General features: G+C 67.6%; 14 protein-coding genes. 8 read left to right on the top strand and 6 right to left on the bottom strand.

All coding sequences use genetic code 11. From position 1 onward, the window contains the following. Positions 1-4 precede the first annotated feature (4 nt). Entirely contained in the window at positions 5-1,531 is a 1,527-nt protein-coding gene (locus tag BT264_RS25200; protein ID WP_072442851.1) for an N-acetylmuramoyl-L-alanine amidase, read from the bottom strand. Further along, the gene (gene tsaE, locus BT264_RS25195) at positions 1,513-2,064 is read right to left on the bottom strand and encodes a tRNA (adenosine(37)-N6)-threonylcarbamoyltransferase complex ATPase subunit type 1 TsaE (protein ID WP_072442853.1); all 552 of its coding nucleotides are present in this window, start codon (positions 2,062-2,064) and stop codon (positions 1,513-1,515) included. Before tsaE ends, BT264_RS25200 begins: the two co-directional genes overlap by 19 nt. 17 nt (positions 2,065-2,081) lie before the next feature. On the opposite strand from tsaE, the gene queG reads away from it, so the two are divergent. The 3 genes from queG (at position 2,082) to xerD (ending at position 4,799) form a co-directional block, all read left to right on the top strand. Then, the gene (gene queG, locus BT264_RS25190; RefSeq protein WP_072442855.1) at positions 2,082-3,317 is read left to right on the top strand and encodes a tRNA epoxyqueuosine(34) reductase QueG; all 1,236 of its coding nucleotides are present in this window, start codon (positions 2,082-2,084) and stop codon (positions 3,315-3,317) included. 64 nt (positions 3,318-3,381) lie between these two features. Then, the gene (locus BT264_RS25185) at positions 3,382-3,852 is read left to right on the top strand and encodes a methylated-DNA--[protein]-cysteine S-methyltransferase (RefSeq protein ID WP_072442857.1); all 471 of its coding nucleotides are present in this window, start codon (positions 3,382-3,384) and stop codon (positions 3,850-3,852) included. Next, a complete protein-coding gene (gene xerD / locus BT264_RS25180) occupies positions 3,849-4,799 on the top strand; it encodes a site-specific tyrosine recombinase XerD (protein WP_072442859.1) in 951 nt (316 codons plus the stop codon). The genes BT264_RS25185 and xerD overlap by 4 nt, the downstream gene beginning before the upstream one ends. 59 nt (positions 4,800-4,858) lie before the next feature. Here xerD and BT264_RS25175 read toward each other — a convergent pair whose 3' ends face one another. After that, positions 4,859-6,421, bottom strand: coding sequence for a class I adenylate-forming enzyme family protein (locus BT264_RS25175; RefSeq protein ID WP_072442861.1), 1,563 nt, complete (start codon positions 6,419-6,421; stop codon positions 4,859-4,861). 238 nt (positions 6,422-6,659) lie between these two features. Between BT264_RS25175 and ybaK the strand changes: the two genes are divergently transcribed. Further along, positions 6,660-7,151: a Cys-tRNA(Pro) deacylase gene (gene ybaK / locus BT264_RS25170; RefSeq protein WP_072442863.1), complete on the top strand. Its 492-nt coding sequence runs from the start codon at positions 6,660-6,662 to the stop codon at positions 7,149-7,151. A gap of 110 nt (positions 7,152-7,261) precedes the next feature. Then, entirely contained in the window at positions 7,262-7,900 is a 639-nt protein-coding gene (plsY, locus tag BT264_RS25165; protein WP_034178855.1) for a glycerol-3-phosphate 1-O-acyltransferase PlsY, read from the top strand. Positions 7,901-7,977: 77 nt separating this feature from the next. Here plsY and BT264_RS25160 read toward each other — a convergent pair whose 3' ends face one another. Continuing rightward, positions 7,978-8,463, bottom strand: coding sequence for a YajQ family cyclic di-GMP-binding protein (locus BT264_RS25160; protein ID WP_011885818.1), 486 nt, complete (start codon positions 8,461-8,463; stop codon positions 7,978-7,980). A gap of 137 nt (positions 8,464-8,600) precedes the next feature. Between BT264_RS25160 and murB the strand changes: the two genes are divergently transcribed. Next, positions 8,601-9,650 carry a UDP-N-acetylmuramate dehydrogenase gene (gene murB / locus BT264_RS25155; protein WP_072442865.1) on the top strand — a complete coding sequence of 350 codons (1,050 nt, stop codon included), beginning with the start codon at positions 8,601-8,603 and terminating at the stop codon, positions 9,648-9,650. A 92-nt stretch (positions 9,651-9,742) separates the two neighbouring features. Here the strand turns inward: murB and argF are convergent, their stop codons facing one another. Next, positions 9,743-10,672, bottom strand: coding sequence for an ornithine carbamoyltransferase (gene argF, locus BT264_RS25150; RefSeq protein ID WP_072442867.1), 930 nt, complete (start codon positions 10,670-10,672; stop codon positions 9,743-9,745). 412 nt (positions 10,673-11,084) lie between these two features. On the opposite strand from argF, the gene BT264_RS25140 reads away from it, so the two are divergent. Next, on the top strand, positions 11,085-11,405 hold the full coding sequence (locus BT264_RS25140; protein ID WP_072442869.1) for a DUF3579 domain-containing protein: 321 nt from the start codon (positions 11,085-11,087) through the stop codon (positions 11,403-11,405). Between the two features lie 178 nt (positions 11,406-11,583). On the opposite strand, the gene rpsT is transcribed toward BT264_RS25140, so the two are convergent. Continuing rightward, entirely contained in the window at positions 11,584-11,856 is a 273-nt protein-coding gene (gene rpsT / locus BT264_RS25135; RefSeq protein ID WP_006482211.1) for a 30S ribosomal protein S20, read from the bottom strand. A gap of 304 nt (positions 11,857-12,160) precedes the next feature. On the opposite strand from rpsT, the gene murJ reads away from it, so the two are divergent. Then, a complete protein-coding gene (gene murJ / locus BT264_RS25130; RefSeq protein ID WP_072442870.1) occupies positions 12,161-13,711 on the top strand; it encodes a murein biosynthesis integral membrane protein MurJ in 1,551 nt (516 codons plus the stop codon). The last annotated feature ends 2 nt before the right edge of the window (positions 13,712-13,713 follow it).

Below are 13,713 nucleotides of genomic sequence, written 5' to 3'. Positions count from 1 at the left end.
GCCGTCAGGCCATCCGGTTCTTCGCGAGCGGCGGATTCGCGGCGAAATAACGCTTGATGCCGCGGAAGATCGCGTCGGCCATCTCGTCGCGATAGCTGTCGTCGTTGAGCCTGCGCTCTTCGTCCGGGTTGCTGATGAACGCGGTCTCGACGAGGATCGACGGAATGTCGGGCGCCTTCAGCACCGCGAACCCGGCCTGTTCGACCGAGCCCTTGTGCAGCTTGTTGATGCCGCCGACTTCCTTCAGCACGTAGTTGCCGTAGCGCATCGAATCGCGGATCTGAGCGGTCGTCGACATGTCGAACAGCGCGCGGCTCACGGCCGCGTCCTGCGTCTTGATGTTGATGCCGCCGATCAGGTCCGACGAATTCTCCTTGTTCGCGAGCCAGCGCGCCGCGGCGCTCGACGCGCCGTGATCGGATAGCGCGAACACCGACGAGCCGCGCGCGGACGGCGTCGTGAACGCATCCGCGTGGATCGACACGAAGAGATCGGCGCCCACGCGGCGCGCCTTCTGCACGCGCACGTTCAACGGCACGAAGAAGTCGGCGTCGCGCGTCATCATCGCGCGCATGTTCGGCGCGCCGTCGATCTTCGCGCGCAGCTTCTTCGCGATGTCGAGCGCGATGTGCTTCTCGTACGTGCCGCCGCCGCCGATCGCGCCCGGATCCTCGCCGCCGTGGCCCGGATCGATCGCGACCGTCAGCAGGCGCACGGTGCCGCCCTTGCCGGATTTCGGTGCGGTGAACTTGTAGGTGTCGCCGTCGTCGTCGCTGTCGTCGCGGCGCGCGATGACGGGCGGCGGCTTGACGGCCGGCTTCGCGGGCGTCGCAGGCGTGCCGGCAGCCGGCGGCGTGTGCGGCGTGGCCGGCGTGTTCTGCGCGAAGCGCTGGAAGAACGCGTCGCTGTTGTCGTTGCCCGCGACGGGCGGCGTCGCCGGCCCGTTCAGCGCGCTCGGCGGCTGCATCTGCTGCGCGCGCGCCGTGTCGTTGAGCGCCTGTTCCTTGCGTTCCGTCTGCGCGATCAGGTCGGTCAGCGGATCGGGCGCGACGGCCGGATACAGGTCGAACACGAGCCGGTACTTGTAGGTGCCGACCGGCGGCAGCGTGAACACCTGCGGCTTCACCGAGCCTTTCAGGTCGAACACCATCCGCACGACGTGCGGCTGGTACTGGCCAACGCGCACCGACTGGATCTGCGGATCGTTCGGTGCGATCTTCGACACGAGGTCGCGCAGCGCCTGGTCGAGATCGAGGCCGCTCAGGTCGACGACGAGACGGTCGGGACCCTGCAGCAGTTGTTGGCTATTCTGCAGCGGCTGGTCGGATTCGATCGTGACGCGCGTGTAATCGCGCGCGGGCCACACGCGCACGCCGAGCACCGACGACGCGTGCGCGAGCCGCGGGGCGACGAGGCCGAGCACCAGCGTCGACGCGCCCGCGCGCAGAATCTGGCGGCGCCGCCAGTTATGCGTCGCGGTGGCCGCCGATTCGATCGAGCGGAACGGTTTGATCAACATCTTTCGAGACATGCCTTTCCTGAAGCGCTGTACGCCCGGACGGTGAGGGCGCGGCCGTCGCCATCCACGTCGAGCGAGAAAACCAGATCGGGCACGCCGAGCAGCACGCCCGCCTGTTGCGGCCATTCGACGAGGCAGATCGCGCTGGAATTGAAATATTCGCGAAAGCCTGCGTCGGACCATTCGGCCGGATCGTTGAATCGATACAGATCGAAGTGATAGACCTCGAGTTCCCCATCGCTGCGTTCGAGCGCGTACGGCTCGACGAGCGTATAGGTCGGGCTGCGCACGCGTCCCTGGTGGCCGAGGCCGCGCAGGATCGCGCGCACGAGGCTCGTCTTGCCCGCGCCGAGATCGCCGACCAGCTGGATCTGCAGCCCGTCGAACGCATGCGCACGGGCGAGATCGATGCGCGCCGCGTCGAGCGCATGCGCGAAGCGCGTGCCGAAGGCCTCGGTCGCCGCTTCGTCGGCGAGCGCGGTCACGCGCTCCGCGAGCGGGGCCGGCAGCGTGGCGGCATGAGGCGTATGGGACGTGGCTGGCATTCTCGTAAAATAGTGCGATGAACCGATTACCGGAACTCGCCGCATCCGACAGGCCTTCGACTCATGCCGAAGGCGCGGCGCCGTGCGCGCTCGACGATGCGGCCTTGACTGCGCTCGCCGCTCGCATCAGGACGTGGGGGCGCGAATTGGGTTTCGGGGCGATCGGCATCAGCGATACCGATCTCTCGGATGCCGAAGCAGGCCTCGCCGCCTGGCTGGAAGCCGGATACCACGGCGAAATGGATTATATGGCGAAACATGGGATGAAACGCGCGCGGCCGGCCGAACTTGTGGCCGGTACGCGACGCGTGATTTCCGTGCGGCTCGCCTACCTGCCGGCCGAAACGCTCGCCGCCGGCGCACCCGACGGCGAGCCCGGCGCGCTCGCGCCGCACGACTGGCGCGCACGCGAACGGGCGCGGCTCGACGATCCGCAGGCGGCCGTCGTGTCGATCTATGCGCGCGGCCGCGACTATCACAAGGTGCTGCGCAACCGGCTGCAGACGCTCGCGGAGCGCATCGAGCGCGAGATCGGCGCGTTCGGCTACCGCGTGTTCACCGACTCGGCGCCCGTGCTCGAGGTCGAGCTCGCGCAGAAGGCCGGCGTCGGCTGGCGCGGCAAGCACACGCTGCTGCTGCAGCGCGACGCGGGTTCGCTGTTCTTCCTCGGCGAGATCTACGTCGATATTCCGCTGCCGACCGACGCGCACACGTCGCCCGATACCGCACCCGAGGCTCCCGGCGCGCACTGCGGCAATTGCACGCGCTGCATCGACGCATGCCCGACCGGCGCGATCGTCGAGCCGTACCGCGTCGATGCGCGCCGCTGCATCTCGTACCTGACGATCGAACTGAAAGGCAGCATCCCCGAGCCGCTGCGGCCGATGATCGGCAATCGCGTGTACGGCTGCGACGACTGCCAGCTCGTGTGCCCGTGGAACAAGTTCGCGCAGGCCGCGCCCGTCGCCGATTTCGACGTGCGGCACGGCCTCGACCGCGCGACGCTCGTCGAGCTGTTCGGGTGGGACGCGGAAGCGTTCGATACGCGGATGCAGGGCAGCGCGATCCGGCGCATCGGCTACGAAAGCTGGCTGCGCAATCTCGCGGTCGGGCTCGGCAATGCGCTGCGCGCGAGCGCGGACCGGCTTTCGCCGCAGGCGCGCGACGCGATCGTCGCCGCGTTGCGCGCGCGGGCCGACGATCCGTCGCCGGTCGTGCGCGAGCATGTCGAATGGGCGCTGCGCGCCGCGTGAAGGCGGCGTAAAGTGTCGTCGGCGCGCGGTGGTGCCGCGCGCATCCATCGCTCAGGAGAGGGCAATGTTCAATGCAGTCATCGACGCGCCGTTCGGCAAGGTCGGCATCCGCACGGACGCCGCGGTGGTGCGCGAGATCGTCTATCTGCCCGAATCGGTGAAGTCGGTCGATCCGGATTCGCCGCTCGCGAAGCGCGCGGTCCAGCAGATCGAACGTTATTTCGAGCGTGCGTCGGCGCGCTTCGACCTGCCGCTCGCCGAAGTCGGCAGCGCGTTCCAGCACCGCGTGTGGGACGTGATCAGCGATATCCCGCCCGGCACGGTGCTGACCTACGGGCAGGTCGCGAAGCGGATCGGCAGCGCGCCGCGCGCGGTCGGTCAGGCGTGCGGCGCGAACTACTTTCCGCTCGTGATCCCGTGCCATCGCGTCGTCGCGGCAGGCGGCCTCGGCGGCTTCGCGAACCACGATGACAACGGTTATTACCAGAAAGTGAAGCGCTGGCTGCTGGCGCACGAGGGCGTGCCGTACCGATGAGCGAACCGCTGATTTCCCCCGAAGCCGACGACGATGCCGCCGCGGCATCGCCCGCGCTGCTCGCGAGCCGCGCGTCGATCGACGTGTTCTGCGATGCGCTGTGGCTCGAGCACGGGCTCTCGCGCAACACGCTCGACGCGTACCGGCGCGATCTGGTGCTGTTTTCCCGATGGCTGGCCGCGACGCACGACGCGCCGCTCGATTCGGCCGACGAGGCGATGGTGACGGGTTATATCGCCGCGCGTAGCGACGGCAAGGCGACGTCGTCGAACCGGCGGCTGTCGGTGTTCCGTCGCTATTACGGCTGGGCCGTGCGCGAACATCGCGCGAGCGCGGACCCGACGCTGCGGATCACGTCCGCGAAACAGGCGGCCCGGTTTCCGTCGACGCTGTCCGAGGCGCAGGTCGAGGCGCTGCTCGGTGCGCCCGACATCGGCACGCCGCTCGGCCTGCGCGATCGCACGATGCTCGAGCTGATGTACGCGAGCGGGCTGCGCGTGAGCGAGCTCGTGACGCTGAAGACCGTCGAGGTCGGCCTCAACGAGGGCGTCGTGCGCGTGATGGGCAAGGGCTCGAAGGAGCGGCTCGTGCCGTTCGGCGAAGTCGCGCACGGCTGGATCGAGCGCTACCTGCGCAATGCGCGGCCGGCGCTGCTCGGCGCACGCGCGGCCGATGCGCTGTTCGTGACCGCGCGCGGCGACGGAATGACGCGCCAGCAGTTCTGGAACATCATCAAGCGCCACGCGCAGCAGGCCGACGTGCGCGCGCACCTGTCGCCGCACACGCTGCGGCATGCGTTCGCGACACACCTGCTGAACCACGGCGCCGACCTGCGCGTCGTGCAGTTGCTGCTCGGCCACAGCGACATCTCGACCACGCAGATCTATACGCACGTCGCGCGCGAGCGGCTGAGGACGCTGCACGCGCAACACCATCCGCGCGGCTAGCGCACGGGGGGCGCGCGATTCCGGCACGGCGCGTTCTTCGCTGCGCGCGCCGGCAGGCGTCAGGCCAGCTCGCGCAGCTTGTGCTTCAGCACCTTGCCGGTCGATGCGGCCGGCAATGCGTCGAGCACGCGGATGCGAGCAGGGCGTTTGTAAGGCGCCAATCGCTCCGCGCACCATGCGTGCAATGCCGCTTCGTCCGCCGCCGCGCCGGGCACCAGCTCGACGAACGCGAGCACTTCCTCGTTGTCTTCGACCGCGCGGCCGATGACGGCCGCCTGCACGACGTCCGGATGCGCATTCAGCACCTGTTCGACTTCGACCGGATACACGTTGAAGCCGGACCGGATGATCAGTTCCTTGCTGCGGCCCGCGATCGTCACCGCGCCGTCGGCTTCCTGCCGCGCGAGATCGCCGGTGCTCAGCCAGCCGTCCGGCGACACGGCTGCGCGCGTGGCGTCCGCGTTGCGGTAGTAGCCGAGCATCACGTTCGGCCCGCGCACGCGGATCTCGCCGACCTCGCCTTGCGGCACGTCGGTGCCGTCCGGCGCGACGATCCGCATGTCGACGCCCGGAATCGGCACGCCGACCGAGCTGTCGGCGCGCGGCGCGTCGAGCGGCGTCTGCGTGATCGTCGGGCTGCTTTCGGTCATCCCGTAGCCGTTGTGCAGCGGCACGCCGTACAAGCCCTCGACGCGCGCCTTCAGGTTCGCATCGAGCGGCGAGCCGCCCGAATACGCGAAGCGCAGGCGCGGCGCGTGCCACGCGTGGCCGTGCGTGTGCAGGTGTTCGAGCAGCTTCGCGTGCATCGCGGGCACGCCCTGGAAGATCGTGACGCCTTCGTCGGCGAGCGCGATGCGCACGGCCTCCGGCGCGAAGCGCGGCGCGAGCCGCAGCGTCGCGCCCGCGTACAGGCTGCCGAGGCAGACCGACGCGAGCCCGTACACGTGCGACACGGGCAGCACCGTGTAGACGACGTCGTCCGGCGACACGCGGCGCAACGTGCTCGACGTCGCCGCGATGAACAGCAGGTTGCGGTGCGACAGCATCACGCCTTTCGGCGCGCCGGTCGTGCCGGTCGTGTAGATCAGCGCCGCGCATTGCGCGGCACCGTCGGCGGCCACCGGTTCGGCAGGCGCGCTCGCATCGACGCGATACGACCATGCGCCGATGTCGACCGGCAGCGCGCCGGCGGGTGTCGTGCCGAGCCGCGCCGCGTGCGCACGTGCGTCGGGCGATGCGTCCGTCGCGAACGCGATCAGCTTCGGACGCGCATGCGTGGCGATCGCATCGAGTTCGCCGGCCGACAGCCGCGCGTTCGACACGAGCGCCCACGCATCGACGCGGGCGGCCGCGAACAGCAGCACGATCTGCGCGACGCAGTTTTCCGCGACGATCATCACTCGGTCGCCACCTTGCACGCCGAGGCTCGCGAGCCGTGCGGCCGCCGCATCGACGGCCTGCGACAAGTCGCCGTACGACAGGCGGCGCGCGTCCTCGATCAGCGCCGGGTGCGCGGGCGCCCGCGTTGCCCAGCGCGCGGGCACGTCGGCGATGCGGCCGGGCAGCGCGGCGAGCAGCGCATCGACGGCGAGCGACTCGGATGAACGGATGGGCGAGGGCATGGCGTCTCCAGAAAAGGGGCGGGCGGCGGCGTGACGATGTTTGCGAACGATCGTGCCATGACGATGCACGCGCCACAATCGGCCAATCGGGCAATAGCGTTTCGCGATGTCTGCAATGATGATGGGCGGAATCGCCACGGCGACGCCGCGGGCCGCCCCGCGGAAAACGGGCCGCGAGTATACCGCCGGCGCGGGCACGCCATCGCGCGCGCCGGTCGTTCGCCATTAGAATGCCGCCATGAGCAAATCCAGACACGTGTCCGAAACCCCTGCGACCCAGCTGTTGCGCCGCCACGGCGTCACGTTCGGCGAGCATCCGTACGAATACGTCGAACACGGCGGCACCGGCGAATCGGCGCGCCAGCTCGGCGTCGACGAGCACAGCGTCGTGAAGACGCTCGTGATGGAAGACGAACACGCGAAGCCGCTGATCGTGCTGATGCACGGCGACCGCACCGTGTCGACGAAGAACCTCGCGCGGCAGATCGGCGCGAAGCGCGTCGAGCCGTGCAAGCCCGACGTCGCGAACCGTCACTCGGGTTATCTCGTCGGCGGCACGTCGCCGTTCGGCACGCGCAAGACGATGCCCGTCTACGTCGAGGCGACGATCCTCGAATTGCCGACGATCTACCTGAACGGCGGCCGTCGCGGCTACCTCGTCAGCCTCGCGCCGGCGGTGCTCAAGTCGCTGCTCGGCGCGCAGCCCGTGCAGTGCGCGAGCGTCGACTGAGGGTTTCACCTTCGTGGCAGGCCGCGCTCGTTCGGTAGAATGGGCGCCGTTTCGGCTTGCCGCGCACAGAGCCGTCCCTTTACCGATACGTTGAAAGAAGAGTCCTCCGCATGCAGATCCTGCTCGCCGCCCTCGTTGCCTACCTGATCGGTTCGGTGTCGTTCGCCGTCGTCGTCAGCGCCGCGATGGGCCTGGCCGACCCGCGTTCGTACGGGTCGAAGAATCCCGGCGCGACCAACGTGCTGCGCAGCGGCAACAAGAAAGCCGCGATCCTGACGCTCGTCGGCGACGCATTCAAGGGCTGGATTGCCGTCTGGCTCGCGCGGCGCTTCGGCCTGCCCGACGTCGCGGTCGCATGGGTCGCGATCGCCGTGTTCATCGGCCACCTGTATCCGGTGTTCTTCCGCTTCCAGGGCGGCAAGGGCGTCGCGACCGCGGCCGGCGTGCTGCTCGCCGTACACCCGGTGCTCGGGCTCGCGACCGCGCTGACCTGGCTGATCGTCGCATTCTTCTTCCGCTATTCGTCGCTCGCGGCGCTGGTGGCGGCGGTGTTCGCGCCGGTGTTCGACGTGTTCCTGTTCGGCACGAGCCACAACCCGGTCGCATGGGCCGTGCTCGCGATGAGCGTGCTGCTCGTGTGGCGTCACCGCGGCAACATTTCGAAGCTGCTCGCAGGGCAGGAAAGCCGGATCGGCGACAAGAAGAAGGCGGCCGCGGACGGCGGCGCGCAGGACGGCGGAAAAGCCTGACGAAGCGGCGCTTGCCGCGCGCCGGGCGCGCCGCGTGTGCGGGGCCCGGCGTGATGACGGGACGGATCGGCCGGCGATCAGTCGCGGAAGTTGTTGAAGTCGAGCGGCGTATCGGTCACGTCCTTGCGCAGCATCGCGATCACGCTCTGCAGGTCGTCGCGCTTCGTGCCCGCCACGCGCACCGCGTCGCCCTGGATGCTCGCCTGCACCTTGATCTTGCTGTCCTTCACGAGCCGCACGATCTTCTTCGCGAGATCGCCCGTCACGCCTTTCTTCACGGTGACGATCTGCTTGACCTTGTCGCCGCCGATCTTCTCGACCTTGCCGTAGTCGAGGAAGCGCACGTCGACGTTGCGCTTGGCCAGCTTGCCGATCAGCACGTCCTTGACCTGGCCGAGCTTGAAATCGTCGTCGGCGAACAGCGTCAGCTCGCGTTCCTTCTGCTCGACGCGCGCGTCGGAGCCCTTGAAGTCGAAGCGCGTCGAAATTTCCTTGTTCGACTGCTCGATGGCGTTCTTCACTTCGATCATGTTCGCTTCGGAAACGACGTCGAACGATGGCATGGCATTCTCCCTTGAAATGCGGGCACCCGGCTCGCGCGCGGGCACTCGCTATAATTGCGGACTGTTTGCCATTTTACCGATGCCCCTCCGTTTGCCCAAGGCCGGCCATTCGCCGCCCCGGGCCGACGTGATCGCGAATACCGATGCCTCCTGACGATTCCGCCCTGTCGCTGCTTCCCGACCATCCGCTCGCCGCGCACAACACGTTCGGCATCGCCGCGACCGCGCGCTTCGCCGCGCGCATCACGCACGCGTCGCAGTTCGAGGCGCTGCATCGCGACCCGCGCGTCGCGAACCTGCCGCAGCTCGTGCTCGGCGGCGGCAGCAATGTCGTGTTCACGCGCGATTTCGACGGCGTCGTGCTGCTCGACGAGATCGCGGGCCGCCGCGTCGTGCGCGAGGACGACGACGCGTGGTACGTCGAGGCCGGCGGCGGAGAGAACTGGCACGACTTCGTCGCGTGGACGCTCGAGCACGGGATGCCGGGCCTCGAGAACCTCGCGCTGATCCCGGGCACCGTCGGCGCTGCGCCGATCCAGAACATCGGCGCGTACGGCCTCGAGATGAAGGTGTATTTCGATTCGCTGGTCGCCGTCGAGCTGTCTACGGGGCGCAGCGAGCGCTTCGACGCCGCGCGCTGCGCGTTCGGCTATCGCGACAGCTTCTTCAAGCGGGAAGGGCGCGGCCGGTTCGCGATCGTGTCGGTGACGTTCCGGCTGCCCAGGCAATGGACGCCGCGGCTCGGCTACGCGGACGTCACGCGCGAGCTCGACGCGCGCGGCATCGCGCCCGATGCGGCGACGCCGCGCGACGTGTTCGACGCAGTCGTCGCGATCCGCCGCGCGAAGCTGCCCGATCCGCTCGTTCTCGGCAACGCGGGCAGCTTCTTCAAGAATCCGGTGATCGACGCCGCGCAGTTCGATGCGCTGCGCGCCCGCGCGCCCGATGTCGTATCGTATCCGCAGCCGGACGGGCAGGTGAAGCTCGCGGCCGGCTGGCTGATCGATCGCTGCGGCTGGAAGGGGCGGGCGCTGGGCGCGGCGGCCGTGCACGACCGCCAGGCGCTCGTGCTCGTCAATCGCGGCGGCGCGACGGGCGCCGACGTGCTCGCGCTGGCACGGGCGATCCAGGCCGACGTGCGCGAGCAATTCGGCGTCGAGCTCGAGGCCGAACCGGTCTGCCTGTAGCGCGGGGCCGCGCCGGTTTTCACGTACCCAAACAAAAAGCGCCGATCGTCGATCGGCGCTTTTTCCGTCTGCTGCCGGATTCCGGCGGCGCGTCAGTGCTTGAGGCGGCCGAGCAGCAGGAACTCCATCAGCGCCTTCTGCACGTGCAGGCGGTTTTCCGCCTCGTCCCACACGACGCTCTGCGGGCCGTCGATCACGCCGGCCGTGACTTCCTCGCCGCGGTGCGCGGGCAGGCAGTGCATGAACAGCGCGTCCGGGTTCGCGTGGCCCATCATTTCCTCGTCGACGCACCAGTCGGCGAACGCCTTCATCCGCGCTTCGTTCTCGGCTTCGAAACCCATGCTCGTCCATACGTCGGTCGTCACGAGATTGGCGCCCTTGCATGCTTCGTTCGGATCGTCGAACACTTCGTAGAACGGCGCGCTGTCGGGCGACACGAGCTTCATGTCGAGCGCATAGCCGGGCGGCGTCGACAGGCGCAGCTTGAAGCCGAGGATCTGCGCGGCTTCGATCCACGTGTAGAGCATGTTGTTCGCATCGCCGACCCACGCGACGGTCTTGCCGGCGATCGGGCCGCGGTGCTCGTAGTACGTGAAGATGTCGGCGAGCACCTGGCACGGGTGATATTCGTTCGTCAGGCCGTTGATCACCGGCACGCGGGAGTTCTCCGCGAAGCGCTGGATGACCTCCTGCTCGAACGTGCGGATCATGATGATGTCGACCATCCGCGAGATGACCTGCGCGGAATCCTCGACGGGCTCGCCGCGGCCGAGCTGCGTGTCGCGCGTGCTCATGAAGACGGCGTGGCCGCCGAGCTGGAAGATTCCGGCCTCGAACGACAGGCGCGTGCGCGTCGAGCTCTTCTCGAAGATCATCGCGAGCGTGCGGTCGTGCAGCGGGTGATAGGTCTCGTAGTTCTTGAACTTGCGCTTCAGGATACCCGTGCGTTCGAGCACGTACTCGTAGTCTTCCAGCGAGAAATCCTTGAACTGCAGGTAGTGACGAATGGTTTTGGCGGTCATGAAGCGAAATACGGCGGGTTTCACCCGGCAGCGAGGCCGGACGGCGCCGCCGTCGGGTGTGGATAACTCAAAGCAGCATAAAGGATTTTCTGTGCTTTGACGAGCCGCGAAGAGAAGCGGGGCACGATCGCGGCGCGCGGCCGGCGGTACGGGGAGGGGGCGTCGGGACGACGCACGATGGCGCGCTGCGGTATAATCGAAAAGTTTTCTCCAGCCCGGCAGGCAAGCCTCTTCGCGCTCTGCCGGACACAAGCTGTGCGCTGCACAAATCCGGTGCGGCACACCGGCAGCGCGCATCGGCGTCCTGTTTTCGGGATATCGGAATGCTTGTGCCGCCGTCGATTCCAGCTTTGTGTTCGCGTATCCAGGCGCTGTCGCCTGGGCATCGCCGGGCCGTCACTTGGGTAACCACATGGCTGAAACCCCTCCGACCGAATTCTTTATCCAGGGCATTACGAAAGACGGGAAAAAGTTTCGCCCGAGCGACTGGTCGGAACGTCTGGCCGGTGTGATGGCCTGCTTCGGGCCGGGGGCGAGCGGGCCGAATGCGCGTCTCAAGTATTCGCTGTACGTGCGTCCGACGATGCTCGGCGACCTGAAATGCGTGATCCTCGATTCGCGGCTGCGCGATGTCGAACCGATGGCTTTCGATTTCGTGCTGAATTTCGCGAAGGACAACAACCTCGTCGTCACCGAGGCGTGCGAGCTGCCGGACTACGGCGAGAAGAAGTGATGCGGTGATGCCGGCGGGCGAGGGCGTCTGGTGCGCCCGCCCCGACTGTCGTCGGTCGGCGCGATGCCCCGATGTCCGGATCCGATGCCCGGACGACAGGCAGCAAAAAAGCCCGCCTAGGCGGGCTTTTTTGCGATCGCAGGAAACAGGAACGCCCGCGTGAGCGGGCGCACCGGATTTACGCTGCTGCCTGCAGGCCCTTGACGGCTGCGGCGAGGCGGCTCTTGCTGCGAGCGGCCTTGTTCTTGTGAACGATCTTCTTGTCGGCGATCGTGTCGATCGTCTTCACGGCAGCCTTGAACAGCTCGGCAGCCTTTGCCTGGTCGCCAGCTTCAACAGCCTTGCGAACCGACTTGATCGCGGTACGGAATTTCGAGCGCAGCGCCGAGTTGTGCGAGTTTGCCTTCGCGGCCTGGCGGGCGCGCTTGCGTGCTTGTGCGGAGTTAGCCATGACGGTTCCTTATCCTGTCCTGTTTCCAGAGCTTGGAGCCTGACGGCCAAGCGCTGCTTTTCGATCCGTCCCCTGAGAACGATTGCCCAGGGGCGCATAAAAAAACGGTGATTTTAACCGAGGCCGGAACATGGAAACGGCAGTTGCCGTACATGTACAGGCCTAGAAACGGGCGATTATAGCAACAAAATCAAGCGAGTGGCAAGATCGATGTGACACCCGCCGGGCGGGGCGCCGCCGGCGGGCGCGCTTTTCGGCATCGGGCGGTGGCCGGGCCACGCAACGTCCGTATAATAAGCGCCCCATGAATCTATTCCGAGCCCTGCTGACGGTCAGCGGCTTCACGCTGCTGTCGCGCGTGACCGGACTGGCCCGCGAGACGCTGATCGCCCGTGCGTTCGGCGCCAGTCAATACACCGACGCGTTCTACGTCGCCTTCCGCATCCCGAACCTGCTGCGCCGCCTTTCTGCGGAAGGTGCGTTTTCGCAGGCGTTCGTGCCGATCCTCGCCGAGTTCAAGAACCAGCAGGGGCACGATGCGACGAAGGCGCTCGTCGACGCGATGTCGACCGTGCTTGCGTGGGCGCTTGCCGTGCTGTCGGTCCTCGGGATCGCCGGCGCGTCGTGGGTCGTGTTCGCGGTCGCGTCCGGCCTGCACACCGACGGCCACGCGTTCCCGCTCGCGGTCACGATGACGCAGATCATGTTCCCGTACATCGTGTTCATCTCGCTGACGACGCTCGCGTCCGGCGTGCTGAACACGTACAAGAGCTTCTCGCTGCCTGCGTTCGCGCCGGTGCTGCTCAACGTCGCATTCATCGCCGCGGCCGTGTTCGTCGCGCCGCACCTGAAGGTGCCGGTGTTCGCGCTCGCGTGGGCCGTCATCGTGGGTGGCGTGCTGCAGTTCCTCGTGCAGCTGCCGGGCCTGAAGAAGATCGACATGGTGCCGCTGATCGGCCTCAACCCGCTGCGCGCGCTGCGGCACCCCGGCGTGAAGCGCGTGCTCGCGAAGATGGTGCCCGCGACGTTCGCGGTGTCGGTCGCGCAGCTGTCGCTGATCATCAACACCAACATCGCATCGCGGCTCGGGCAGGGCGCCGTGTCGTGGATCAACTACGCCGATCGTCTGATGGAATTCCCGACGGCGCTGCTCGGCGTCGCGCTCGGCACGATCCTGCTGCCGAGCCTGTCGAAGGCGCACGTCGACGCCGATTCGACCGAGTATTCGGCGCTGCTCGACTGGGGGCTGCGCGTCACGTTCCTGCTCGCGGCGCCGAGCGCGCTCGCGCTGTTCTTCTTCGCGACGCCGCTCACCGCGACGCTCTTCAACTACGGCAAGTTCGACGCGCATACCGTCACGATGGTCGCGCGCGCGCTCGCGACCTACGGGATCGGCCTGGTCGGCATCATCCTGATCAAGATCCTCGCGCCGGGCTTCTATGCGAAGCAGGACATCAAGACGCCCGTGAAGATCGCGATCGGCGTGCTGATCGTCACGCAGATCTCGAACTACGTGTTCGTGCCGCTGATCGGCCATGCGGGCCTCACGCTGAGCATCGGCGTCGGCGCGTGCCTGAATTCGCTGCTGCTGTTCCTCGGGCTGCGCAAGCGCGGCATCTACCAGCCGTCGCCAGGCTGGCTGCGCTTCTTCATGCAGCTCGTCGGCGCGACGCTCGTGCTCGCGGGCGTGATGCACTGGTTCTCGATCAGCTTCGACTGGACCGGGATGCGCTCGCAGCCGCTCGATCGCATCGCGCTGATGGCCGCGTGCCTCGTGCTGTTCGCTGCACTATATTTCGGTATGTTGTGGGTGATGGGCTTCAAATACGCTTACTTCAGAAGGCGCGCCAAGTGACG

Source organism: Burkholderia sp. NFPP32 (genome assembly GCF_900119325.1).
Taxonomy (GTDB): Bacteria; Pseudomonadota; Gammaproteobacteria; order Burkholderiales; family Burkholderiaceae; genus Burkholderia; species Burkholderia pyrrocinia_C.
This window is presented reverse-complemented; position numbering and strand designations above follow the sequence as displayed.

Bases quoted from the DNA above. Each gene is read 5' to 3' on its own strand.
- BT264_RS25200 (WP_072442851.1), bottom strand. From the start codon at position 1,531: ATGTCTCGAAAGATGTTGATCAAACCGTTCCGCTCGATCGAATCGGCG.
- tsaE (WP_072442853.1), bottom strand. From the start codon at position 2,064: ATGCCAGCCACGTCCCATACGCCTCATGCCGCCACGCTGCCGGCCCCG.
- queG (WP_072442855.1), top strand. From the start codon at position 2,082: ATGAACCGATTACCGGAACTCGCCGCATCCGACAGGCCTTCGACTCAT.
- BT264_RS25185 (WP_072442857.1), top strand. From the start codon at position 3,382: ATGTTCAATGCAGTCATCGACGCGCCGTTCGGCAAGGTCGGCATCCGC.
- xerD (WP_072442859.1), top strand. From the start codon at position 3,849: ATGAGCGAACCGCTGATTTCCCCCGAAGCCGACGACGATGCCGCCGCG.
- BT264_RS25175 (WP_072442861.1), bottom strand. From the start codon at position 6,421: ATGCCCTCGCCCATCCGTTCATCCGAGTCGCTCGCCGTCGATGCGCTG.
- ybaK (WP_072442863.1), top strand. From the start codon at position 6,660: ATGAGCAAATCCAGACACGTGTCCGAAACCCCTGCGACCCAGCTGTTG.
- plsY (WP_034178855.1), top strand. From the start codon at position 7,262: ATGCAGATCCTGCTCGCCGCCCTCGTTGCCTACCTGATCGGTTCGGTG.
- BT264_RS25160 (WP_011885818.1), bottom strand. From the start codon at position 8,463: ATGCCATCGTTCGACGTCGTTTCCGAAGCGAACATGATCGAAGTGAAG.
- argF (WP_072442867.1), bottom strand. From the start codon at position 10,672: ATGACCGCCAAAACCATTCGTCACTACCTGCAGTTCAAGGATTTCTCG.
- BT264_RS25140 (WP_072442869.1), top strand. From the start codon at position 11,085: ATGGCTGAAACCCCTCCGACCGAATTCTTTATCCAGGGCATTACGAAA.
- rpsT (WP_006482211.1), bottom strand. From the start codon at position 11,856: ATGGCTAACTCCGCACAAGCACGCAAGCGCGCCCGCCAGGCCGCGAAG.
- murJ (WP_072442870.1), top strand. From the start codon at position 12,161: ATGAATCTATTCCGAGCCCTGCTGACGGTCAGCGGCTTCACGCTGCTG.